We start from the raw sequence: 21,185 nt of genomic DNA, 5'->3' as shown, positions 1-21,185 counted from the left end.
ATAACGAGAGCAATTTATGGCACTAAATGAAGTGCATATATCAAGTTTAGTCGTGCATGTGAGCCCAGAGCATCTAGACGAGATCAAAGCACAAATCGAGCAATTCGATAATGCAGAGATTTACGGCAGCAGCCCTGAAGGCAAAATCATCGTGGTCCTAGAAACCGAGAACCAAGGTTTTGTAACGGACACCATCGAAGAAATTAATAATATTACGAACGTTTTAGGGACAGCTTTGGTTTATCACCAAATCGAGACTGGACTGGACGAAACGGATTTAGAAACTGGAAGCAACAATTCTCAACTTGAGGGTGAAGTATGAAAATGACAAGACGTGCGTTTGTGAAAGCAAACGCAGCTGCATCAGCGGCAGCCGTTGCAGGTGTAACTCTACCGGCAACAGCAACCAACCTGATTGCTAGCTCTGATCAAACAAAAATCACGTGGGATAAAGCGCCTTGTCGTTTTTGTGGTACGGGCTGTTCAGTACTAGTAGGTACTCAAAACGGTAAAGTGGTTGCGACTCAAGGCGATCCAGAAGCTCCTGTAAACAAAGGCCTTAACTGTATTAAAGGCTACTTCCTTTCAAAAATCATGTACGGTAAAGACCGTCTTGAGACTCCTCTACTTCGCATGAAAGACGGTGAGTTCCATAAAGATGGTGATTTCGCACCCGTATCTTGGGACAAAGCGTTCGACGTGATGGCTGAGAAATGGAAAGCTTCACTGAAGAAGAACGGTCCAACAGGTGTTGGTATGTTCGGTTCAGGCCAATGGACAGTAATGGAAGGCTACGCAGCCGTTAAGATGATGAAAGCGGGTTTCCGTTCAAACAACATAGATCCAAACGCTCGTCACTGTATGGCTTCTGCTGTAGTAGGCTTCATGCGCACTTTCGGTATTGATGAGCCAATGGGTTGTTACGATGACTTTGAACACGCAGACGCATTCGTACTGTGGGGTTCAAACATGGCAGAAATGCACCCAGTACTATGGACTCGTATTACAGACCGTCGTCTAAGCCACCCACACGTTAAAGTAAACGTACTGTCTACTTACTACCACCGTTCTTTCGAGCTTGCAGACACGGGTTACATCTTCGAACCTCAATCAGATCTAGCAATTGCTAACTTCATTGCTAACTACATCATTCAAAACGATGCCGTTAACTGGGACTTCGTGAACAAGCACACGAACTTCAAGCAAGCAACGACAGACATCGGTTACGGTCTGCGTGACGATGATCCACTACAGAAAGCAGCCGCAAACCCTAACTCAGGCGAAATGACTGCTATCTCTTTCGAAGACTACAAAGCGTCTGTTGCTGAATACACAGTTGAGAAAGCGTCTGAAATGTCAGGTGTATCTCAAGAAGACCTTATCAAGCTGGCTAAGCAATATGCCGATCCAAACATCAAAGTAATGTCACTTTGGACTATGGGTATGAACCAACATACTCGTGGCGTATGGATGAACAGCCTTGTGTACAACATCCACCTTCTTACAGGTAAGATTTCTACTCCAGGTAACAGCCCATTCTCACTAACTGGCCAACCGTCAGCGTGTGGTACAGCGCGTGAAGTTGGTACATTCGCTCACCGTTTACCTGCCGATATGGTGGTTGCTAACCCTAAACACCGTAAAATTGCAGAAGATATCTGGAAACTTCCAGAAGGCACCATTCCACCGGTACCCGGCGCTCACGCTGTTCTTCAAGACCGTATGTTGAAAGACGGTAAAATCAACGCTTACTGGGTAATGTGTAACAACAACATGCAAGCGGGTCCAAACATCAACACTGAACGTCTGCCAGGTTACCGTAACCCAGATAACTTCATTGTATGTTCTGACCCGTACCCAACGGCAACAGCTCAAGCGGCTGACCTCATCCTTCCAACAGCAATGTGGATTGAGAAAGAAGGCGCTTACGGTAACGCAGAGCGTCGTACACAAGCATGGTACCAACAAGTGAAAACTGTAGGTGAAGCTAAGTCTGACCTATGGCAAATCATGGAATTCTCTAAGCGCTTCACTATTGAAGAAGTTTGGGGTGAAGAACTGGTTGCGAAAATGCCTGAGTACCGTGGCAAAACCATGTACGACGTGCTTTACAAAAACGGCAACGTTGATGCATTCCCACTGTCTGAAGCTCAAGAGCTTAACGACGATGCACAAGCTCAAGGTTTCTACGTTCAAAAAGGTCTATTCGAAGAATACGCAGCCTTTGGTCGCGGCCACGGTCACGATTTAGCACCATACGATCGCTACCACCAAGTTCGTGGTCTACGTTGGCCTGTTGTTGACGGTAAAGAGACACTATGGCGCTTTAAAGAAGGTTCAGATCCATATGCTAAGAAAGGTTCTGATTGGGACTTCTACGGCAAACCAGATGGTAAAGCACTGATCATCAATGCACCATACGAAGCGCCACCTGAAGTACCAAACGATGAATACGATATGTGGCTATGTACAGGTCGTGTTCTTGAGCACTGGCACACAGGTACTATGACTCGTCGTGTACCAGAACTTTACAAAGCAGTACCGGATGCACTTTGTTACATCCACCCTGCTGATGCTAAAGCTCGTGGTCTTCGCCGTGGTGATGAAGTTCTTATCGAAAACAAACGTGGTGAAGTACGCGTTCGTGTTGAAACTCGTGGTCGTAACCGTCCACCACAAGGCTTGGTATTCGTACCATTCTTTGATGCAAGAATTCTGATCAACAAGTTGATCTTGGATGCAACGGATCCTCTGTCTAAACAGACGGATTACAAGAAGTGTCCAGTTAAGATCACTAAGGTCGCTTAAGGACAATATGTTCTTACCACTTAGCTCGTAGATCTGACGTTTTTAATATTGCGACTGCTTTTTTCGTTACTTTTTGAAAGAAGTAGTCCACTCAAAGAATTAGCCTTTAGGCGGAGAAATTAACCATGAAAAAACTGATTACTGCCCTACTATCAGCTGGTCTTTTGCTAGCTGGTGCAGTTCAAGCTGAAGCTGAACTGGATAACCCAGGCGGCATTGGTGGCGTAGAATCTCTACGTGGTGCAAGTGAACTTGAAGCAACTCGCGCAGCAGATGACTTCAAAAAGTTCCCTCGTGACCAAGTACTTGAGAGTGACTACGTATACCAACCACCTCTAGTGCCTCATACTATTCGTAGCTATGAAGTTTCTCTTAACGCTAACAAGTGTCTTTCTTGCCACAGCTGGAAAAACGCAAAAGAAATGGGTGCTACTAAAGTGAGTGTAACTCACTACATGAACCGTGAAGATGCGGTACTTGCAGACGTATCACCTCGTCGTTACTTCTGTCTACAGTGTCACGTACCTCAAGCTAATGCTAAGCCACTAGTTGAGAACGAGTTCAAACCTGTAGATTCACTGCGTTAATCGTAGCCGGACTGTAAGAGAGGCTATATATGATAAAATTACTTAAAGCGTTTTGGAAAAGACTTGCGACACCAAGCAAAGCAGCCGTAGGCGTTGTTTTGTTCTTGGGTTTCTCGGGTGGTCTTTTGTTCTGGGGTGCATTCAATACGGGTATGGAGGCAACCAACACGGAAGAATTCTGTTCTGGCTGTCACGCACCTATCGTTGCTGAAATCCAAGAGACAATTCACTACTCTAACCGTTCTGGTGTTCGTGCTATCTGTTCAGACTGTCACGTTCCTCATGAATGGACAGATAAAATTGTTCGTAAGGTTCAAGCATCTAAAGAGCTATACGCACACTTTATTGCGAAAACCATCAATACTGAAGAAAAGTTCAAAGCACGTCGTGCTCACCTAGCGGAACGCGAATGGGCTCGATTGAAGAAGAACGATTCACTTGAGTGTCGTAACTGTCACCAGTTCGATTACATGGACTTCTCAGAGCAGAGCCCCCGTAGTGCGAAACAACACTCGACTGCGCTAGCTTCTGGTGAAAAAACGTGTGTAGACTGTCACAAAGGTATTGCACACAAACTACCAGACATGCACGGCGTTGAAGGCTGGCAATAAGGAGCGTTTGAATGAGTACTTTAGAAAGCGTAATTTGGCACATCCTAGGTTACAGCGCTATGCCAGTTATCATTCTTGGTGGCTTTGCAGGTGTTGCAGCCGTATCTCTTTGGATTTTATCTATGGGTAAAGACAAAGAAATCGATTAACAATCGAGATTCCATCAACTTCTACCAGATAATTCTGATATGAGTTGATACGAAAAAGCCACTGATTTCAGTGGCTTTTTTATTATCTGACGTTGTGTATCTTTATAATTGAATGTGACTTAACGCCCTAAGCTTCGTTTTCTGGCGCTTCTTTCTCTGCGGTCTCTTTATCAACCTGCTCTTGATCGACAATCGGCAGCACCTGTTTTACATAGTTGCCTGGCGCTTTGCCAATCACAGGATTAAGCTCTGAGCCTTGATTGAAAGGTTCGATTTTTTCGTCAGTTTCAAAACCTTGTAGCCACTGATTCCAGTGTGTCCACCAAGACCCCTCATTATGAGTCGCATTAGTTAGCCACTCATCCGCCGAGTCGTCTAGGTTGTCATTCAGCCAGAACCCGTACTTCTTCTTATCTGGATGGTTAACAATACCCGCGATATGACCAGATTCACCAAGCACGAACGTCTTGTTGCCACCGGTATTCAAGGCACCACGGTAAGTCCCCTGCCAAAGCGCGATATGATCTTCTTTCGCTGAAATGAAGTAGCTTGGTATTTTTATCTTATTGAGATCAATCCAGACACCGCCTACTTTCACGCCTTTGTCTTGAACAAGTTTATTCTCAAGGTAAAGCTCACGCAGCAAGAAATTATGGCACTTAGCAGCAACGTTAGTGCTGTCACTGTTCCAGTACAACAGATCAAACTCCATTGGGCTGCTGCCTTTTAGGTAGTTATCAATGTAGTAGTTCCAGTACAGGCTGTTTTCACGAAGCAAACTGAATGTCACGCTTAATGAACGACCATCCATGAATCCTTTAGCATCGTTCTGTTTCTCAATGGCGTTAATGATCGTTTCATTGATATATGCGCCAACCTCTCCCGGCTGAGAGAAGTCTAATAGAGTCGTAAAAAAGGTCGCAGTTTTAATGCGTTTCTTCATTCTTTTAGCAGCATAGTAAGCGACCGTTGAAGCGAGAACAGTACCACCAATGCAGTAACCTGCAGCATTGATTTGCTCTTTACCCGTGATATCTTCAATTGCCGTCACGGCTTTCGCTACGCCTTCCGTGACATAGTCACCGAACTCTAAGTCTTTTTGCGCTTCACCTGGGTTGCGCCAAGACATCATGAAGACGCTGTGCCCTTGCTCAAGCAACCAACGAACCATTGAGTTCTTTTCACGAAGGTCGAGAATGTAGTACTTATTGATGAATGGAGGAACGATCAACAAAGGCGTGGCGTTCACCTGAGGTGTTTTTGGGTAGTATTGAATAAGCTCGAACAGATCATTTTGAAAAACGACATCACCTTCCGTGTTCGCAACATCAACACCTAATCGGAAGGCATTATTGTTGGTCATACGGATCTTGAGGATATCCGCGCTCGCTTCAACGTCAGCTTGTAGCTGCTCTAGCCCATCTAGCAAGTTCTCACCATTGCGCTCAAGCGTTAGCTTCATCAACTCTGGGTTAGTCGCAATGAAGTTACTAGGAGAAAGAGCATTGATAGCCTGACGTGAAAAGAACGCCACACGTTCCTTGGTTTTCTCGTCTATGCCTTCGATTGAATTAATGGTGTCTATATAGCTTTTGCTGAATAACAAATAAGACTGCTTGATAAAGCTGTAAAACGGGTCATTTTTCCACGCTTCATCAATAAAGCGTTTATCACTGCGCTCTTCAGTAATGACGCTTTCGGTATTACCCATCAGTGCGGCATTTTGCCAAATCTTAAGTTGCTGTTCCCACCACTGGGATTGTAACTGAAGGAGAACGGCGGGTTGGTTAGCGGCTTGCTCGAAGATTTTTGACGCATCATCAAAATTCAACTCTTGCATCGCTTGATTTAGGGGAGATTGCGCGGCTTCCTTGTTTTGTTCAAAGTTTTCCCACCATTGCTGGTTTGTTTGTTGAAGTTTAACAAGGTAGTCCGAAAAGAAGTGTTGAAACATAACATGACTCCAATAATCGGAAAATCGCCACCGAGCCTCACAGTAAACACTGTGCTGACTCGATGGCGATTTTATTTATGCAGGTGTAACTGTTTTCAAGTTTTCAGTTGTTAGTGTTTCAACATCTTCTTTGAACTCTTTTGCAGCAGCTTGCATTTTTGAGCTATCACTCATCATCTGTTGAGACAATTGAGTTAGCGCTGCTAGTTGCTGGCTGTTGAACGCCGTTAGGCTAGTCACGTCTTTGATTTCAGTCACTGCTTTCATTTGCGCAAGACCCATGTTCGTGTAAGTCTGCATTGCATTCATTTGCAGTTCTGTCATCGTTTGGACGTTCTTTGCAACCAACTTGTTGAACTTTAAGTACGGTTCAAATTGCTTTTCAGTTTGGTCAGTAATTGTTTTGAAAATATCCGTGTACATAAGTAACTCCTGATGAATACATAGTTTAATAAATTTGTGTCACTATCGTTTCAGCCAACGCTCATCGATTAACTCGCGATGCTTTGAAAAGCTGATCCGATATTTAAGCTTGCTACCGATATATCAGGCTCTAACCTTCAATACCTTTTAGCAAAACAGCGGTTCCCATTCCCCCACCCACACAGAGTGAAGCAACGCCATAAGTCGTTTTCTGTTCAAGCATTTCATGGATGAGTGAAACAATAATTCGATTGCCTGAAGCACCTAAAGGATGGCCAAGCGCGATTGCACCACCATTCACATTGACCTTTGGCTTGAACTCATCAAGCGGTAAGTCATGCTGCTCTGACAATTGGTACATTACGCCAAGAGCTTGTGCTGCAAACGCTTCATTCAATTCAAACAAATCTACTTCTTCTAGAGTGAGATTCGCCTTATCAAGCGTTTTAGAAACGGCTTCTACTGGGCCTAAACCCATAATCTTTGGATCTAATCCAGACTGTGCGTAGCTCGTTAGCTCTACCAGTGGTGTCAGTCCGTATTTCGCTACTGCACTCTCTGAGGCTAAGATGATTGCACTCGCGCCATCATTGATGCCCGAAGCGTTACCTGCCGTAACAGACCCTTCACGGTCAAAAGCTGGACGAAGCTTTTGCAGACCTTCGAATGTCGCGTCTGACTTCGGATACTCATCGGTATCAAAAGTGACGGTTTGTCTGCGCTGCTTAACTTCTACAGGCACGATTTGCTCGTTAAACTTACCCGCCTCAATCGCAGCAACGGCTTTTTGTTGGCTTTCTAAGGCATAGTTATCTTGAGCTAGGCGCGAAATATTCAACGTGTTCGCGATATTTTCAGCGGTCATGCCCATGTGGTAGTGATTAAACGCATCGGTTAAGCCATCACCAACCAGTAAGTCTTTCATTGAGATGTCACCCATTTTGTGACCATTACGAACGCTCGCTGGTACCACAAAAGGAATTTGTGACATCACTTCAACGCCAGCAGCAATAACCACTTCAGCATCTTGTGCTTTGATGTGCGCCGCTGCGTCCATCACTGATTTCATTCCGCTGCCGCAAATCATGTTCACGCCGTATGCTGGTGTTTCCTCAGGAAGCCCTGCATAGATGGAAGCCTGACGAGCAACCCCCATGCCTTGACCTGCCGAAATCACGTTGCCGACGATTACTTCATCAATCGCATCTAACGAAAGATCGACAGACTCAAGTGCACCTTTGATCGCAACGCCAGCCAGTTCACCCGCAGATACGTTTTTTAGCGACCCGGTAAATGCACCAATAGGAGTGCGCTTAGCCGCAACAATAAATACTTTTTCCATCATTCCAACCCCTTCAGTTTCGCCAATTACTGCATGTACAAGCCGCCATTCACAGACAATGTTTCGCCTGTAATGTACGCGCCAGATTCACTCGCTAAAAAGCCCACTGCGTCTGCAATTTCAACAGGTGTTGCTAAGCGTTTCATCGGAATTTGGTTCTTGATTGAATCCAGTACTTCAGGCTTCATTTGCTCAACCATAGGAGTTGCTGTGTAGCCAGGGGCAATCACGTTCACGGTTACGCCGCTACGAGCGCCTTCTGCAGCCAAAGCTTTAGAAAAACCAATCATTCCAGCTTTCGCTGCTGAGTAGTTAGTCTGTCCAAATTGACCTTTAAGACCATTGACGGAAGAGATGTTGATGACACGGCAGTTACCTTTCTCACACATAGGAGCGAACAAAGGTTGAGTCACGTTGAACAAACTGTTTAAGTTCGTTTCGATAACCTCTTTCCACGCTTCGGCATCCATCTTTTTAAAGACGCTATCACGTGTAATACCTGCGTTATTGACTAGTACATCCACCGTGCCTTCTTCTTCTAACAACTTGCTTAAGCTCAGCGCACATTCCGCAGTATTGGTAACATCTAATTCAAACAATCTCACTTGATCTTCGGTGAATTGTTTTTCGTTAAACCAATCCAAGGCACATTGGTAATTTCCAGTAAAATAAGTCGCGATAACACGATAGCCGTCTGCAACTAATTTAGAGGAAATTGCTGAGCCGATACCGCCTTTTGACCCTGTAATTAAAGCAAGCTTTTTCATTAATGGTTCCATCCCTTACAAGCAATTAAATAACAATGATGTTAATAAGATAATGTCTTAGCTGATAATTAAACTTTACGTTTTGCTTTAATTAAACCCTACAACTCAAAATCAAAAAGTATTATTACAAATATAAAATATTTTCGTATTATGATTAAAAACTAGACTTGCATCCCAAAATTAATGAAATGTTACGAACATGTAAATTAACGCAAAGCTATGATATTAATAAGGTTTATTTAATTTTACTTTTATCAACAAGCAGATAAGCCTTTGTTAATACGAGATAAATCTATATCTCCCAGCTTGTTTCAAGAATAATGCAATGTGGGAATTTGAAATGATTGATCACGAGAATAATAACAAAACTATTATTAGAAATTAATAAATGGTTCCTAATGATTCTATATGAGCTTCAATATAATTAACGTTCTAAATGGGGACGATGAGCATTATGAATAGACAAAAAAGCCCACTCAATCTATGAGTGGGCTTAAGTAAATAGCATTAATAAATTGAGCGTGGGATCTTACTTCGTAAATATTTCATTTGTATTTACATCAAGATAAATTTTGTTTTCAAGGGACAACCCACCACAATAAATAAAATAGACATCTCGATTGCTGTACTTAACAGATTTCACCCATCCGCCTAATTCTTCAAAATCACTTGGGGCACACTCCCCCTCAGAGATCAGTTTAGCCACCGAATTACGGAATTTTTCTTGATGGATCTTGAGGTCATCAGACTTAACCAAATAGGAATCCAATATCTCTTTGCTTTCTTTTTCCGAAATAATGACTTCATCATTCGATAAGCCTGACATAGAGACCCATTCCGCCGTCTGTGGGCCGCCTTCTTTAAGGACTATATAGTCTGAGATACGTGCCCATTCGCCTTGTTTCTCGAGTACCACCACCTTTTCCCCTTTATAGAGGTAATCTGTTATCAAGCCATCAATTTCAGGTTGCTCGACCACTTCAAGCTTTCTCTCCAAAACGTAAAATTCCGTCTGCTCGGGTTCAGGCTGAAGATCCATGGTAGGTACAAGGTCAGATTCAGATTGCTCGGTAGCTTCTAACGCCGGCTCTTCCGTTTTCTCTTGTGGGATTGGGTCTTTATTCATGACTAAGAAGTAGTATGCCGCTCCTCCCCCTCCGCCCAATATCAACAACACAAGTAAAGCGATCAGCGCTTTTTTCATCAAATCCACCAGCTCTTCCGTTATAGGTATGTCTCAAGTGTACATCAACTCATGCTGCTGCTCATCTATACTCTCAATAGAGCGCACGGTAAGTAGAGGAAAGTCATGAGTTTTTGGGGGAAAGTTATCATTGTAAGCGTAACTTTGAGTGCCAATGTCGCTCTAGCGAATCATTGTGACCGTGAAAACTGGCAAACACTGTTGGATCGTCAGCTCTCTTTTGAAGGTCGCTATAGTCAGTACACCAAAGAGTTCAACCAAGTTCTTTCAACCTATGAGTCACAGACATTGTTATCTAAACACTTTAATGAAAAGCAGATCATTGAGCTTTGGGCAAAGTACGAAGAAAGGTTTAATGTGCAGCTCAATAGTCATATTAATACCGCGTATGACGTCTCCGAGGTTTTGCTACAACAGGCGTATTTTGTGTCTAGTGAACTTGAAGGCGCTGACTCTCTAGCGTATTCATGGCAAGCCGTCGCCAAACACTGCACCAAAGCAAAACTCCCACGCCAGGCAGAAAGCGCGCAGGTGCACGTCCAAAGCTCACAATCACTCTCCCGAGATCTCCATACACTCAGTGAAAAATTCCGTCAGCTGTCTTCAAAATACCGCAGAGAAGCGACGATGATTGACGAAGCCCGCCACATAAACCAACCAGCAAACGGTGCATCAAACTGAAATCACCATTAGATTCTCTCACTCGTTCGACTGGACTTTTCCGATAAATATGCTCAATCCCATTCATAATATTCTAAGAACTCGTTAATCAAAGCTTTATCAATAGGTTGTAAAAGTAATGTGCTATCTATCAACAATGACGTTCAATTTCCGACCAATGCAAGCGAGTATGTGAGATATTCATCACAAAATAGATTTACAAACGCCAGAAAATTGTTATCATGAATCTTCATATAACTTAATAACAAGAAACATTTTGGCTAGGTAATATGCAAAAGACTATGGCTTTCAACTGCTTGAGTAACACGGAATGGACTGCAGAGATAAGAGGTAAACTTTTATCTGTAGCTAAACACATGGAAGAGTTCGGTTCAGTAAGTGAGCTAGAGCTATGTAAGATATTTGGAGAGACAATTTGGAATGACGGCGTGGATTATCATTCACATGCTTTTTCATTCAGAATTAATGCACAAACTGGGGATTGTTCAATCTCTAACTTTAAGTATCACTAAGTTTTGCACCTATCATATACGGAGTACCTTTCACGAGGTGCTCCGTTTTTTATTGCCTGAAGCCTGACACTTAATGGATGATTTTTGATATTGACCGCGCTTCTACTTCAGGAGTAAACCATTTCGTTTTCAGCTCATTCTGCCTTCGTGTTACTGCTCAGAGTTTGGCTTAATCGGTATAAATTGGCAGTGGTGCATTGCCTTTTACTTGTCTTATCGCAAGGTGGGTATGAATATCTTTCACGTTAGAGAGCCTTTGAAGTTTTCTTGTAAATGCCTCGTAGGCCATCAAGTTCGGGCTAACCACTTCTAGCAAATAGTCATAAGCCCCAGATACAACGTGGCAACTGATCACCTCTTCCATCTCTACAACAGCCGCCTCAAACTTATCTATCGACACTTCTTGGTGGTTGTTTAGGCTCACCTCAACAAACACACTCATTGCGATGCCGACTTGTTCTCGTGACAAGCTCACACGATAACCGTCAATAATGCCCTTTTCTTCTAGCCTTTTGACTCGTCTTGCACAAGGCGAAGGTGATAAACCCACTTCATCAGCAAGTTCAGCCGTGGTTAACCTGCCATCTTTTTGTAGCAGTTCGAGAAGATGTCTATCAATTCTATCCATAGTAAATGCCAAACATTAGTTAAATCCGTTAATTATTTGGTGAATATTAGCAGAAATCATCAACGATAGTTCAAGTTAGGCCAAAACTTGCCAACCTGTGGCACAACAACTGTTCCATAATGAGTCATCACCCACTCTCCTTCAATATTATGAATCTTGGCTACTTATCTATTACTGTCACCCTACTCATTTGGGCGAGCTTTTTCCTGTCTCTTAAAGGCGGCGCAAATTCAGATTTAACACCTGCAGATATCGCCCTCACAAGATTTCTCATACCGGCTTTGGTGTTATTGCCTTTGATGTGGAAAGCACGCAGCGCGATTGCCGTCGTCCCTAAACGGTATCTAACGGGTATGTTTGTCGGTAGCGGATTGCCTTATCTGCTTGTTGCGGGAACGGCCATGCAGTTTGTTCCGGTCTCACATGGCAGTGCTCTTGTTCCGGGCACGCTCCCTCTGTTCGTCACAGGAATTGCGGTACTCTTTTTTAAGCAACCACTCAGCCGACACCGTGTTGTTGGTTTAGGTTTGGTTTTACTCGGTATACTGTTGTTTTTAGGAATTAGCTTAAGCAGCTTCAACTTTGAATACACCAAAGGTCATTTATTGTTTTTATGCGGAAGCTTAATGTGGGCGATGTTCACCATCTCAGCCCGTGTCGCTAATCTTAATGCGTTAGTCAGTGCCGGTTTTATTTCTCTCTGTTCTACTTTGCTTTTACTCGTCCTAATTCTGACTGGAACCCTCCCAAGCCACCTAATGGACACACCAATCGCTAATTGGCCCTTCACGGAGCTTGCCGTTCATTCAACAGTGCAAGGCGTTGGGGCGGGTTTAATCGCTGCGTTCACTTACCTTTATGCGGTTAATACCTTAGGGGCTGAACGCTCTGCCGCTTTTGGCAGTGCAACACCCGCAGTGGCGACCTTGTTGGCGATCCCACTATTCAACGAGATTCCTGATGCGATGACTTGGCTCGCCCTTGGTTCTATTTGCATCGGCAGTTTGGTCGCGAGCAACATATTCATGAGAAACGACCAGTCGATGCAGTACCAACCGCCAAGCCACAGCAAAGCCTGATACTGCGTTCAAACCTAAATACAGTTCCCCTAAGCATCGATTTTAGGGCTTGTAGTACACAGATAAGCCCACAAACGTAGGCTTATCTAAAATCTGCTTTTTCTGAGCTCGCTTCTCCATTAAACTGTCCGACCTTTTTGCAGATCCAAGAGAACACCATGCAACGCGACTACACCTTAAATTGCTTAATCACCATGCCTCGCCATGAACTAGAAGAATTTAGTTTAAGAATGATTCATCGCCTTGTTCCTGAAGATGCAATGACGGAATTGTTTACGTTCGAGCAAGAAGAAGTCACCAGCGAAGAGCGCATGCAATCAGCAAAATTTGACGCAATGCTTCGAATGACCGCTATCGCGCTTGGTGAAGTGAACCTCGCCTTCTCAGAGTCGGATAACTCGCAACAGAACATCGAGCGAATGACTCGCCTACTGCTTTGGCACTTCTACTCAATTTCTTTCAACCTTGAAGAAGCAATCGCAATCGAAGTGCACTGTGAGAAAGTAGAAAAGATCTTAAAGAACGCACCTAAAGATGCGTTTGGCTGGGTTAAAGAATTAACTGAGCTACTTCACTTCTACGCGAAAGTGAACGAAGGCAACGAAGACAGTAAAGACGCTTAACGTTAGTTCTACGTAAGTATACATCGAGCTAAACGAAGGCAGACAGAGCTATACCGAAGGCAAGTAAAAGCTTTGCTGAAAGGAGTTCTCTGCCTTTGTTGTTTCTAGCACGCTGTGATGTAACATCAGTATCGACTGCGCGATCTTGGTTCCTATTCCCAAAGAACCATTCGGCGCTTCCAGTTCAACCTCATTATGAATCACCACCTTCACCCGTTTGGAATCCGCTTCAAAACCAACATCTAACGACACCACAGTGCCACTTGGGCTATGCCTCAATGCATTATCTAACAGATTCAAAATCAACCTCTCAAGCAGATCACTGTCACCCACAGCCTTGATTCCAATAGGCATATTAATGTTCAACTCAACATTTTTATGGCGATATTTGCTTTGTATCGTTTCTAAGCATTCGCTCATCAGCCCATTGAAATCGATTGAAGCGTATTGATATGTGGGTACCGGGTTATCTTTCTTGGCGCTATCTAACAGCGAATGGAGCTGTTCAGATAACTTGTTGCCATTGCGATATGCCACATCTATGAGTGGATCCGAATGTGGGTTTTGAATCCTCCACGTTTCTAGATACCCCAATACACTCGACAATGGCGTTTTCAAATCATGACTGAGCTGTAGTAAGCTTTGTCTTCGATGTGACGACTGATATTCAAGTTGCAAAAATTGCTGTTGAATGTGCTTCGCCATCAACTGATACGAGCGTGCAATCGGCACCAATTCTGGTACTTGATGAATGAAGTTCGGGTCCAATCGAAAATCTTGCTCTGCTTGTTGTTGCAACTTGTTAGTTACTGCTTCTATTGGGTTTAACAGGCTACGTTTGACCAACAGATAAGCTCCAACCGCAAAACCCAAGATAGAGATCAGCATGAGCCCCGCGAGCGCAATGTATGGCGTATCGACCTGCGAATTGGCAATCACCGTGTGACGATTACTGCCAATCAAAACGTACAGATACCCGACGGTCGAACCTAGCTCTTCAATCGCTGCTACGGAAAACACCTTACGAGCCCCGGGATTGATCGGATCTTCCCCCAGAATGGGATAAGGCTCGTCGTTTAAAAACTGTTGAATGGGTGCTAAGTCTATCTGGTTGGCTAACACAGTGCCTTCTGGCGCAGCATGAGTCGTAATCTTGCCCTGACTGTCGAGGAAATAGATATCAAAATCTGGCCCTATCAACATCAAGGTGTGGAAAATGGATTTGAGCGCTTTAGGGTTGTAGTCGGTACCAATCATCAGAGGATTATCATCGCGCATATGAACCGCGAGCTCTTTGTGTAAGCTCTGCTTAGTTCTTTGTTCTATGGTCTCTTTTTGCCAATTATAGGTATAAGCAATCACCACACTCACGAGCAGAAACCACAAACTGGTGAACAACACTAAACGCGATTTGAAACTCATGTTCTCTCCTCGATGGCTCTTAGGTCTTACTGGCCTTTTAGTAAACTTCGGACGCGACACATAGGCCTAAGCTTTCGACTCAAACTTATAACCAACACCCCAAACGGTTTTAATGAAATCATCATCACTATTCGGCATCGCAAGCTTGGTTCTTAGCCGGTTGACTGTGCTACACACGGTATGGTGATAGCCAGAGTGATGAGTATTCCAAACATGATCGAGCAGCTCGTCTTTGCTATACACACGCCCCGGGCGGGTTGCTAAGAAATGAAGTAAGGTAAACTCGGTAGCTGTCAGCGGTACGTCTTGGTTATTGAGTGACACCTGATGGCGTTCAGGTTGAATAGTGAGCACACCAAAATTCATAATCGATTCTGCTGTCACAACCTCTTGAGTCGCTGATTCGACATGGCTTAAACGGCGAAGCACGTTCCTCACTCTTGCTTGAAACTCGAGAACGCTGAAAGGTTTCGTTATGTAGTCATCAACACCGGCTTCTAAGCCTGACACCTTATCTAACTCAGCGTCTCTTGCGGTTAGCATGAGTACTGGCGTCCAATCCTCTTGCTGACGCAACATTCGACAGAAATCGAGTCCGTCACCGTCTGGTAAGCCACGATCCAGTACGATCAAATCGAAATGACCCTCTTTATAGAGCGCCTGAGCCTTTTCAATCACATTAGCTCTGATTACGTTATGCCCTTGGAACTTAAGATGCATCTGCACCAGTTCAGCCAAGTCATCATCGTCTTCAACCAACAATATGTTTGCCATCAAATTTACCGCAGCACTATTCATGATCCCTGCTCTATTCTGAGTCCGCCCACCTTTCAATTGACCGGAACAGAGCAGGAATTCTTTCATCGTGCTTTCAACCTGTTACTGAGTTCGAGTAATGGTGATTCTTGCACCGGGGTTAAGGAAACGATGATTTGCACTTAAAGTAGAAGTCGTAAGGCCATCATCTTGGCTGATTACGCCAGAGTGAAAACTCACTATATCGGTGTCGTCTCGTGTGGTATTAAAACCTTCACCACCGCCTGCTGGTCCCGGAATGGTTGCAGCAAGCTCATCGTTCAGCTCAGTTCCCGAATCCCAAACATTCATGTTCATGGTAAAGGTATCACCCACCGCTAATGACTTGAGCGATAATCCGGATTCGCCGACAAACGCATCATTGGTGTTCACCAACATGGAAGCAACTGAGATATACCCTTCTTGATTTGGGTCGACACGAATCGACACCGTGTCTTGCTCACCTGAAAGAATCAGTCCATTGCCTGAGATGCCTTGATAAACATTGGCGTCACTGTCACTGAGCGCAAGCAATTGTGCATTACTACCCCCTTCCGCCAAGTATTCCAGATCGACAGAGGCACTTTGCCCAACTTCAAACAGATCAAAATTCGTATTGTGAGTCAACACCGCGAGTGGTGACATTGGTTGATTGGGGGTGAGGTTAGTAACACTCACATCATAGCGATAGTAATCGTCGTCATCGTCCGGACAACCCGCTAACACAGCTACTGATGCAGCGATAAATAGAATTCTAGCTTTCATACATCCCCCTTACTTCACAACAATGGTGATAGTTGCAACAGGGTTTAACCATCGATGGCTACTGCTATCGAGGTCACTGATGCCGCCCGCCGCATCACCATCACCAATGTTACCTGGATGAATATGAACCTTAGCGTTTGATACTGCCGTTTCTACACCTGTGCCACCAGCGCCAAAGGTAATGAATGGAGGGTTCGGCATACTGCCCGCCAGCTCATCATTGGCTTCTGTGCCTGCGTCATAACCATTTAGAGTCGCTTTGTAGGTGCCCGCTTGAGTTGGGATCTTCCAGCTATCTAGACCAACAAAGCCGTCGTTTGTCGGCAGCAACATTGCACCCAATGATAGGTACTCTAAATCACCAGTACTGATATCAAACGTAGTTGCGACGCCTGGATTGAGGATGCCGGCCGCTGGGTTCTCAACCACCACGCCTCCCGCGTTGGCAATGACACCAGATAAACCTGAAATATCGCCACCTTCGGCCATGGACTCTAGTTCCGAAGAAGCCGTTTCACCCGTTCTAAACATGAACAAGCTTGAGTCATGAGCCGCCGCTAAGATAGGCGTAAAGTAGATCCCTTTCGTTGCATTAGTGACAGTGACTTCAAGCTCAGCAGCCTGAACTTGAGCCGCTCCGAAGGCCAACATAGCCGAGCTGATCACTAAGCTGATTTGAGTACGTTTATTCATTTTGATTCCATCCTTTATCGAGTCCTATCGTTGCCAACAAAACGAATAACAGCGATATACCGTTACCTTTGCCAGAACGAACTGTGGTGTTGTTGACTCTAAGAATGACGATCAAATCTATCAGCAACTTCATTGAATTCTCATAAAACTCTCACAAGTTTATCCAAACTTATTACTGCAAATAAAAATAGCGATAAAGTACTAATATTTAATCGAAAAATATCAATTTATCATTTACGTCAGAAGGGATAGAAAAGAAGATAAAGAATAGAAATGGAACGAATAAAACGCAAAAAGGCCGAATCGATTTAACGATTCGGCCTTTATTCTAGCGTACTGTTGTTACTCTTTCCTAAGCCGTATTTGGCCTTTCAATCGAGCTAACAACACAACATCAAATTAGAACGCGTAGTTTGCGTCAATCAGTTCGCTAACTTCCACTTTGCTTACTTCAGCGCGAGCTTCAAGCCATTGAGCAACTTGCAGTTGTTCTGCTTCTGTTACTGAACGGTAGCGCTCAATTGAGCATAAGAAACCTTCAAACAGCTCAAGGCCGCCGCCACCAAAGCACAGACCGATGCTGTCGATGAAATCAATGAACTCATCAATGAACACATCGTATTGATCAAAATCAGTAATCGATGTCTTGCAGCTTACTTCAAAACCCAGAATCGCGAATTCACCTAGGTATAGCTTTTTGCGTAGGCGACGATTTTTGTTTTCGATTTTATCTAATTTCATAACTGCCTCTCTTTTCGTTTGATAAAGCATTTATACACAGTTCCACATCAATCCCCAAGAGTTTTGTATTACACAAGGGTGTTAATGGCAAAAATCGTGCTACAGAAACAAAACCTTAATCAAATCTATAAAAATCTGTCACTTAACTGCTTCACGATTAGTCACACATTGACCCAACTTATTAACCAATTAGTTAGTAGGTGGGTAAGTCATGAATAACGAATAATAAAATCAGCCAATAGGAAGCAGTAAAGATGAGCAAGGAAACATTTGATAGCACTCGTTTTAATAAGAGCAAAAACAAACCCTTCGAAGAAGTTTTAGATGCGAACCTTTCAAGAAGAAATGTTCTCAAAGGCGGTTTAGGCATCAGTGCAATGACGGCGTTTGGTGCTTTTGGTTTAGCAGGCCACAGCACAGCGCACGCGGCGACAGCATCATCTAGCGCACCGCAAAAAAGCACTGCTACACTTGCATTCGAATCGGTTAAAGGCTCACTGACAGACAGTGTCGTTGTGCCAAAAGGCTATACAGCACAAGTATTGGTTCCTTGGGGTACTCCACTTAACAAGCAAGGCAATGCTTGGTTAAAAGATGGAACCAACAACGCACAAGATCAAGCAAACTCACTGGGCATGCACCACGACGGCATGCACTTCTTCCCGCTTAATGGCAACAGCAACGACGGTTTGTTGGTGATTAATCACGAATACATCGACCAAAAAGCACTGCACGCTAATGGTCCTACATACGATGAAGGCAACCGCCCTAGCCTTGATGAAGTACGTAAAGAGATCAACGCACACGGCGTGAGTGTGGTTCGTGTAAAACTTGAAGGCAACCAATGGGTGATGGTCGATAACGATCCTCTGAACCGCCGCTACACAGGCGCGACCGTAATGGATCTGTCTGGTCCTGTTGCACACAGTGAATTTACCAAAACCAAGTTCTCACAAGACGGCAGCCAAGCTCGTGGCACGTTGAACAACTGTGGTAATGGCTACACACCATGGGGCACTTACCTAACGTGTGAAGAAAACTGGCCGGGTTATTTCGTTAACAAAGGCGAGACAACACCAGCGCAAGAACGTATTGGTATCGCTACCGACAAAACACGTTACGGTTGGGACACGCTTTCTGGTGACAAACAAGAACGCCTAGACGAATTTGCTCGCTTTGACGTAACACCAACAGGTGAGTCAGCAATGGACGATTACCGTAACGAAGCACACGGTCACGGCTACATTGTTGAAATCGACCCATACACAGCAAACTCTCGCGCTAAGAAACGTTCTGCACTGGGTTGTTTCCGTCACGAAGGCTGTACGTTTGGTAAGTTGACCGAAGGCGAGCCGATCGTATTCTACTCTGGTCACGATTCTCGTTTTGAATACCTATACAAATTCGTTTCTGAAGAGAAATGGGACCCGCGTGACGCAGAGCCGAGTAATCGCCTAAGTGCGGGTGACAAGTACATGGATAAAGGCACGCTGTATGTGGCTAAGTTCAACGATGACGGTTCAGGTACGTGGCTACCACTAACGTTGGGCAGCAAGACTACAAACGGCGGCAAGCTAGGTGATTCATTTGACTCTCAAGCAGCGCTTATCATCAATACAGCGGGCGCTGCCGACCTTGTTGGTGCAACGCCAATGGATCGCCCTGAATGGTGCTCTGTTGACCCAATGACGGGTACGGCTTACCTAACGCTGACTAATAACAACAAGCGTAAAGAAGCGAACTCTGCGAACCCTCGCGTAGACAACAAGTTCGGTCATGTTATCCGTTGGGATGAAGGCAAAACGGCAGGCGAGTTCGATTGGGATATCTTCGTATTTGGTTCACCAGCAGTGGAAGACAAGTCTATTAACCGCTCTGGTCTAACAGACATGAACCAGTTCGCGAGCCCTGACGGCTTAGCGTTTGATGCTCGTGGCATCTTGTGGATTCAGACAGATAACGGCGCAGACGAAGTAACTGGCTACGCCAATGACCAAATGCTGGCAGTGGTTCCATCTCAGTTAACGGATGACAACGGCAACAGTGCGGTGATTGATGCAAACAACCAAGCACAGCTTAAACGCTTCTTTGTGGGTCCAAACGGTTGTGAAGTGACTGGCTTTACCATCAGCCCAGATTTCAAGTCACTGTTTGTGAACATTCAACACCCGGCAAACTGGCCATCGTCTGAAGATGCAACCGCACAAACTCAAGGCAAAGTCCGCCCAAGAGCATCTACGGTTGTGATTCGTCGAGAAGACGGCGGTGAAATCGCGGTTTAAATATACAACGCAGGCTAAGATCAGAAACATTTCTGTTATCTAGTCTCTGTTCGCTAGCTAAGTAAAATCAAAAAGAGCGATAAGGCCAAATGCCCTATCGCTCTTTTTATATTCTATGCATTCTTCGGTTTAAGTAAGAATCCGAATTTTCAAAACTCACCGTAATCCTAAGTCGTCATCATCCCACGTACGCGTCACCCTCGAGAAGGAGGAACGACTGAGTCGGGGATCTCTGCTCGTTGTAGGCTAACCAGAATTAGCTCACGAACAACCAAACACCAACGCCCATCATCAACGTACCTGCAATGCGGTTCATCAACTTAACATTGTCGGCTTTGCCCAGCATATGCTTTAAGCTCTTTCCGCCTGTCGCGTATAAGGTCATGCAAACAAACTCAGAAACCAGAATGATTGACACGAGAATGAACAACTGCGGTGCTAAGTCTTTATTGCTGTTAATAAAAGGAGGCAGCAAAGAAATCATAAACGCCCAGCCTTTTGGGTTCGCAATTGCAGTGACAAAACCTTGAACCACCAAGTCCCAATCATTGCTGACTTTTGTTGTTTGGTTGTCAGTACTGATCGCCAGTTTGCCTCTCGAACGCCACATCTGAACGCCTAAATAAAACAGGTAACCCGCACCAACAAATTTAAAGCCCGTAAATAGCCATGGGTAATTCAACATGATCGAAGCGATACCCAATACCGCGGCAATAGAAACCACAGCGACACCAGCCAGTTCACCGATCATCATCCATAATGTACGCTTGTATCCAACACTCATTCCAAGTGTCAACGCCAAAGTCATACACATACCGGGCGTGATTGACACGAAGAAAAACGTGGGAATAAAAGCCCAAAGTAGTGCGCTATCCATATTATTACCTTATCGACTTGTTTTTATTTATTAGTTCTTGTTTCTTGATCGGGCTTGAAATGATACCAATTAAAGTAAAAATGTGATCTAATTAAGATTGATGAATTATTGTGAAATTTAGCCATGGATAGCCTTAATAACACTGACTTCAAAAAGCTTGCGAGCCAGCAAAAAACCATTCAGATGAAGATGCGTTTACTTGCGCTCGCACACTTTAAAGACGGCCTAGAAGGACTTCAAGA

The 21,185-nt window shown here is 44.4% G+C and carries 23 protein-coding genes; 10 read left to right on the top strand and 13 right to left on the bottom strand.

The genetic code is table 11. The features are described from left to right. Positions 1–16 precede the first annotated feature (16 nt). The 5 genes from AB4585_RS18500 (at position 17) to AB4585_RS18480 (ending at position 4,155) form a co-directional block, all read left to right on the top strand. Positions 17–322, top strand: coding sequence for a chaperone NapD (locus AB4585_RS18500; protein ID WP_019824440.1), 306 nt, complete (start codon positions 17–19; stop codon positions 320–322). Beyond that, positions 319–2,808, top strand: coding sequence for a periplasmic nitrate reductase subunit alpha (gene napA / locus AB4585_RS18495; RefSeq protein WP_102393131.1), 2,490 nt, complete (start codon positions 319–321; stop codon positions 2,806–2,808). Before AB4585_RS18500 ends, napA begins: the two co-directional genes overlap by 4 nt. A 125-nt stretch (positions 2,809–2,933) precedes the next feature. Beyond that, complete coding sequence (locus AB4585_RS18490) at positions 2,934–3,395, top strand: nitrate reductase cytochrome c-type subunit (protein ID WP_017062614.1); 462 nt, start codon at positions 2,934–2,936, stop codon at positions 3,393–3,395. A gap of 29 nt (positions 3,396–3,424) precedes the next feature. Next, entirely contained in the window at positions 3,425–4,006 is a 582-nt protein-coding gene (locus tag AB4585_RS18485) for a NapC/NirT family cytochrome c (RefSeq protein WP_009845456.1), read from the top strand. A gap of 11 nt (positions 4,007–4,017) precedes the next feature. Beyond that, entirely contained in the window at positions 4,018–4,155 is a 138-nt protein-coding gene (locus tag AB4585_RS18480; protein ID WP_010430103.1) for a TIGR02808 family protein, read from the top strand. Between the two features lie 127 nt (positions 4,156–4,282). Here the strand turns inward: AB4585_RS18480 and phaC are convergent, their stop codons facing one another. The 5 genes from phaC to AB4585_RS18455 all read right to left on the bottom strand — a co-directional run bounded on the left by phaC (position 4,283) and on the right by AB4585_RS18455 (position 9,854). Continuing rightward, on the bottom strand, positions 4,283–6,109 hold the full coding sequence (gene phaC / locus AB4585_RS18475) for a class I poly(R)-hydroxyalkanoic acid synthase (RefSeq protein WP_017072236.1): 1,827 nt from the start codon (positions 6,107–6,109) through the stop codon (positions 4,283–4,285). A gap of 75 nt (positions 6,110–6,184) precedes the next feature. Continuing rightward, positions 6,185–6,532 carry a phasin family protein gene (locus tag AB4585_RS18470; protein WP_017062616.1) on the bottom strand — a complete coding sequence of 116 codons (348 nt, stop codon included), beginning with the start codon at positions 6,530–6,532 and terminating at the stop codon, positions 6,185–6,187. A 130-nt stretch (positions 6,533–6,662) separates the two neighbouring features. Beyond that, a complete protein-coding gene (locus tag AB4585_RS18465) occupies positions 6,663–7,874 on the bottom strand; it encodes an acetyl-CoA C-acetyltransferase (protein ID WP_029236542.1) in 1,212 nt (403 codons plus the stop codon). A 26-nt stretch (positions 7,875–7,900) separates the two neighbouring features. Then, positions 7,901–8,641, bottom strand: coding sequence for an SDR family oxidoreductase (locus AB4585_RS18460; RefSeq protein WP_372155614.1), 741 nt, complete (start codon positions 8,639–8,641; stop codon positions 7,901–7,903). A gap of 529 nt (positions 8,642–9,170) precedes the next feature. Further along, a complete protein-coding gene (locus AB4585_RS18455; protein ID WP_372154463.1) occupies positions 9,171–9,854 on the bottom strand; it encodes an SH3 domain-containing protein in 684 nt (227 codons plus the stop codon). Positions 9,855–9,950: 96 nt separating this feature from the next. Between AB4585_RS18455 and AB4585_RS18450 the strand changes: the two genes are divergently transcribed. Then, complete coding sequence (locus tag AB4585_RS18450) at positions 9,951–10,526, top strand: hypothetical protein (RefSeq protein ID WP_372154462.1); 576 nt, start codon at positions 9,951–9,953, stop codon at positions 10,524–10,526. A gap of 269 nt (positions 10,527–10,795) precedes the next feature. Then, on the top strand, positions 10,796–11,038 hold the full coding sequence (locus tag AB4585_RS18445) for a hypothetical protein (RefSeq protein WP_017062621.1): 243 nt from the start codon (positions 10,796–10,798) through the stop codon (positions 11,036–11,038). Positions 11,039–11,207: 169 nt separating this feature from the next. Here the strand turns inward: AB4585_RS18445 and AB4585_RS18440 are convergent, their stop codons facing one another. Beyond that, positions 11,208–11,666 (bottom strand): Lrp/AsnC family transcriptional regulator, encoded by a 459-nt coding sequence (locus AB4585_RS18440; protein ID WP_017062622.1) that lies wholly within the window; start codon positions 11,664–11,666, stop codon positions 11,208–11,210. 149 nt (positions 11,667–11,815) lie between these two features. Between AB4585_RS18440 and AB4585_RS18435 the strand changes: the two genes are divergently transcribed. After that, positions 11,816–12,745 (top strand): DMT family transporter, encoded by a 930-nt coding sequence (locus tag AB4585_RS18435; RefSeq protein WP_372170559.1) that lies wholly within the window; start codon positions 11,816–11,818, stop codon positions 12,743–12,745. Between the two features lie 158 nt (positions 12,746–12,903). Then, positions 12,904–13,368 (top strand): hypothetical protein, encoded by a 465-nt coding sequence (locus tag AB4585_RS18430; RefSeq protein ID WP_017062624.1) that lies wholly within the window; start codon positions 12,904–12,906, stop codon positions 13,366–13,368. 48 nt (positions 13,369–13,416) lie between these two features. Here the strand turns inward: AB4585_RS18430 and AB4585_RS18425 are convergent, their stop codons facing one another. The 6 genes from AB4585_RS18425 to AB4585_RS18400 form a co-directional block, all read right to left on the bottom strand. Continuing rightward, the gene (locus AB4585_RS18425; protein ID WP_372150344.1) at positions 13,417–14,790 is read right to left on the bottom strand and encodes a sensor histidine kinase; all 1,374 of its coding nucleotides are present in this window, start codon (positions 14,788–14,790) and stop codon (positions 13,417–13,419) included. A gap of 66 nt (positions 14,791–14,856) precedes the next feature. Further along, positions 14,857–15,588, bottom strand: coding sequence for a response regulator transcription factor (locus AB4585_RS18420; RefSeq protein WP_017067448.1), 732 nt, complete (start codon positions 15,586–15,588; stop codon positions 14,857–14,859). A gap of 81 nt (positions 15,589–15,669) precedes the next feature. Then, positions 15,670–16,350 carry a spondin domain-containing protein gene (locus AB4585_RS18415; RefSeq protein ID WP_017072230.1) on the bottom strand — a complete coding sequence of 227 codons (681 nt, stop codon included), beginning with the start codon at positions 16,348–16,350 and terminating at the stop codon, positions 15,670–15,672. Positions 16,351–16,359: 9 nt separating this feature from the next. Continuing rightward, entirely contained in the window at positions 16,360–17,043 is a 684-nt protein-coding gene (locus tag AB4585_RS18410; protein ID WP_065583911.1) for a spondin domain-containing protein, read from the bottom strand. Continuing rightward, complete coding sequence (locus AB4585_RS18405) at positions 17,036–17,176, bottom strand: hypothetical protein (protein ID WP_017067451.1); 141 nt, start codon at positions 17,174–17,176, stop codon at positions 17,036–17,038. The genes AB4585_RS18410 and AB4585_RS18405 overlap by 8 nt, the downstream gene beginning before the upstream one ends. Positions 17,177–17,442: 266 nt before the next feature. After that, positions 17,443–17,784 (bottom strand): YggL family protein, encoded by a 342-nt coding sequence (locus tag AB4585_RS18400; RefSeq protein ID WP_017062629.1) that lies wholly within the window; start codon positions 17,782–17,784, stop codon positions 17,443–17,445. A gap of 254 nt (positions 17,785–18,038) precedes the next feature. Between AB4585_RS18400 and AB4585_RS18395 the strand changes: the two genes are divergently transcribed. Next, on the top strand, positions 18,039–20,066 hold the full coding sequence (locus tag AB4585_RS18395; RefSeq protein WP_372170528.1) for a PhoX family phosphatase: 2,028 nt from the start codon (positions 18,039–18,041) through the stop codon (positions 20,064–20,066). Positions 20,067–20,322: 256 nt separating this feature from the next. Here AB4585_RS18395 and AB4585_RS18390 read toward each other — a convergent pair whose 3' ends face one another. Further along, a complete protein-coding gene (locus AB4585_RS18390) occupies positions 20,323–20,943 on the bottom strand; it encodes a LysE family translocator (RefSeq protein WP_017064486.1) in 621 nt (206 codons plus the stop codon). Between the last annotated feature and the right edge of the window lie 242 nt (positions 20,944–21,185).

This window comes from Vibrio sp. 10N.222.49.C9, from assembly GCF_041474985.1.
GTDB classification, from domain to species: domain Bacteria; phylum Pseudomonadota; class Gammaproteobacteria; order Enterobacterales; family Vibrionaceae; genus Vibrio; species Vibrio crassostreae_C.
Note: the sequence above shows the minus strand (reverse complement) of the source record. Positions and strands in the feature narration are given on the sequence as shown.

Excerpts from the sequence above, each read along its gene's own strand:
- AB4585_RS18445 (WP_017062621.1), top strand. The coding sequence starts at position 10,796 with ATGCAAAAGACTATGGCTTTCAACTGCTTGAGTAACACGGAATGGACT.
- AB4585_RS18500 (WP_019824440.1), top strand. The coding sequence starts at position 17 with ATGGCACTAAATGAAGTGCATATATCAAGTTTAGTCGTGCATGTGAGC.
- AB4585_RS18490 (WP_017062614.1), top strand. The coding sequence starts at position 2,934 with ATGAAAAAACTGATTACTGCCCTACTATCAGCTGGTCTTTTGCTAGCT.
- AB4585_RS18480 (WP_010430103.1), top strand. The coding sequence starts at position 4,018 with ATGAGTACTTTAGAAAGCGTAATTTGGCACATCCTAGGTTACAGCGCT.
- AB4585_RS18400 (WP_017062629.1), bottom strand. The coding sequence starts at position 17,784 with ATGAAATTAGATAAAATCGAAAACAAAAATCGTCGCCTACGCAAAAAG.
- AB4585_RS18420 (WP_017067448.1), bottom strand. The coding sequence starts at position 15,588 with ATGAATAGTGCTGCGGTAAATTTGATGGCAAACATATTGTTGGTTGAA.
- AB4585_RS18440 (WP_017062622.1), bottom strand. The coding sequence starts at position 11,666 with ATGGATAGAATTGATAGACATCTTCTCGAACTGCTACAAAAAGATGGC.
- AB4585_RS18395 (WP_372170528.1), top strand. The coding sequence starts at position 18,039 with ATGAGCAAGGAAACATTTGATAGCACTCGTTTTAATAAGAGCAAAAAC.
- AB4585_RS18450 (WP_372154462.1), top strand. The coding sequence starts at position 9,951 with ATGAGTTTTTGGGGGAAAGTTATCATTGTAAGCGTAACTTTGAGTGCC.
- phaC (WP_017072236.1), bottom strand. The coding sequence starts at position 6,109 with ATGTTTCAACACTTCTTTTCGGACTACCTTGTTAAACTTCAACAAACA.
- AB4585_RS18405 (WP_017067451.1), bottom strand. The coding sequence starts at position 17,176 with ATGAAGTTGCTGATAGATTTGATCGTCATTCTTAGAGTCAACAACACC.
- AB4585_RS18430 (WP_017062624.1), top strand. The coding sequence starts at position 12,904 with ATGCAACGCGACTACACCTTAAATTGCTTAATCACCATGCCTCGCCAT.
- AB4585_RS18410 (WP_065583911.1), bottom strand. The coding sequence starts at position 17,043 with ATGAATAAACGTACTCAAATCAGCTTAGTGATCAGCTCGGCTATGTTG.
- AB4585_RS18485 (WP_009845456.1), top strand. The coding sequence starts at position 3,425 with ATGATAAAATTACTTAAAGCGTTTTGGAAAAGACTTGCGACACCAAGC.
- AB4585_RS18425 (WP_372150344.1), bottom strand. The coding sequence starts at position 14,790 with ATGAGTTTCAAATCGCGTTTAGTGTTGTTCACCAGTTTGTGGTTTCTG.
- AB4585_RS18390 (WP_017064486.1), bottom strand. The coding sequence starts at position 20,943 with ATGGATAGCGCACTACTTTGGGCTTTTATTCCCACGTTTTTCTTCGTG.
- AB4585_RS18460 (WP_372155614.1), bottom strand. The coding sequence starts at position 8,641 with ATGAAAAAGCTTGCTTTAATTACAGGGTCAAAAGGCGGTATCGGCTCA.
- AB4585_RS18415 (WP_017072230.1), bottom strand. The coding sequence starts at position 16,350 with ATGAAAGCTAGAATTCTATTTATCGCTGCATCAGTAGCTGTGTTAGCG.
- AB4585_RS18465 (WP_029236542.1), bottom strand. The coding sequence starts at position 7,874 with ATGGAAAAAGTATTTATTGTTGCGGCTAAGCGCACTCCTATTGGTGCA.
- AB4585_RS18435 (WP_372170559.1), top strand. The coding sequence starts at position 11,816 with ATGAATCTTGGCTACTTATCTATTACTGTCACCCTACTCATTTGGGCG.
- AB4585_RS18470 (WP_017062616.1), bottom strand. The coding sequence starts at position 6,532 with ATGTACACGGATATTTTCAAAACAATTACTGACCAAACTGAAAAGCAA.
- napA (WP_102393131.1), top strand. The coding sequence starts at position 319 with ATGAAAATGACAAGACGTGCGTTTGTGAAAGCAAACGCAGCTGCATCA.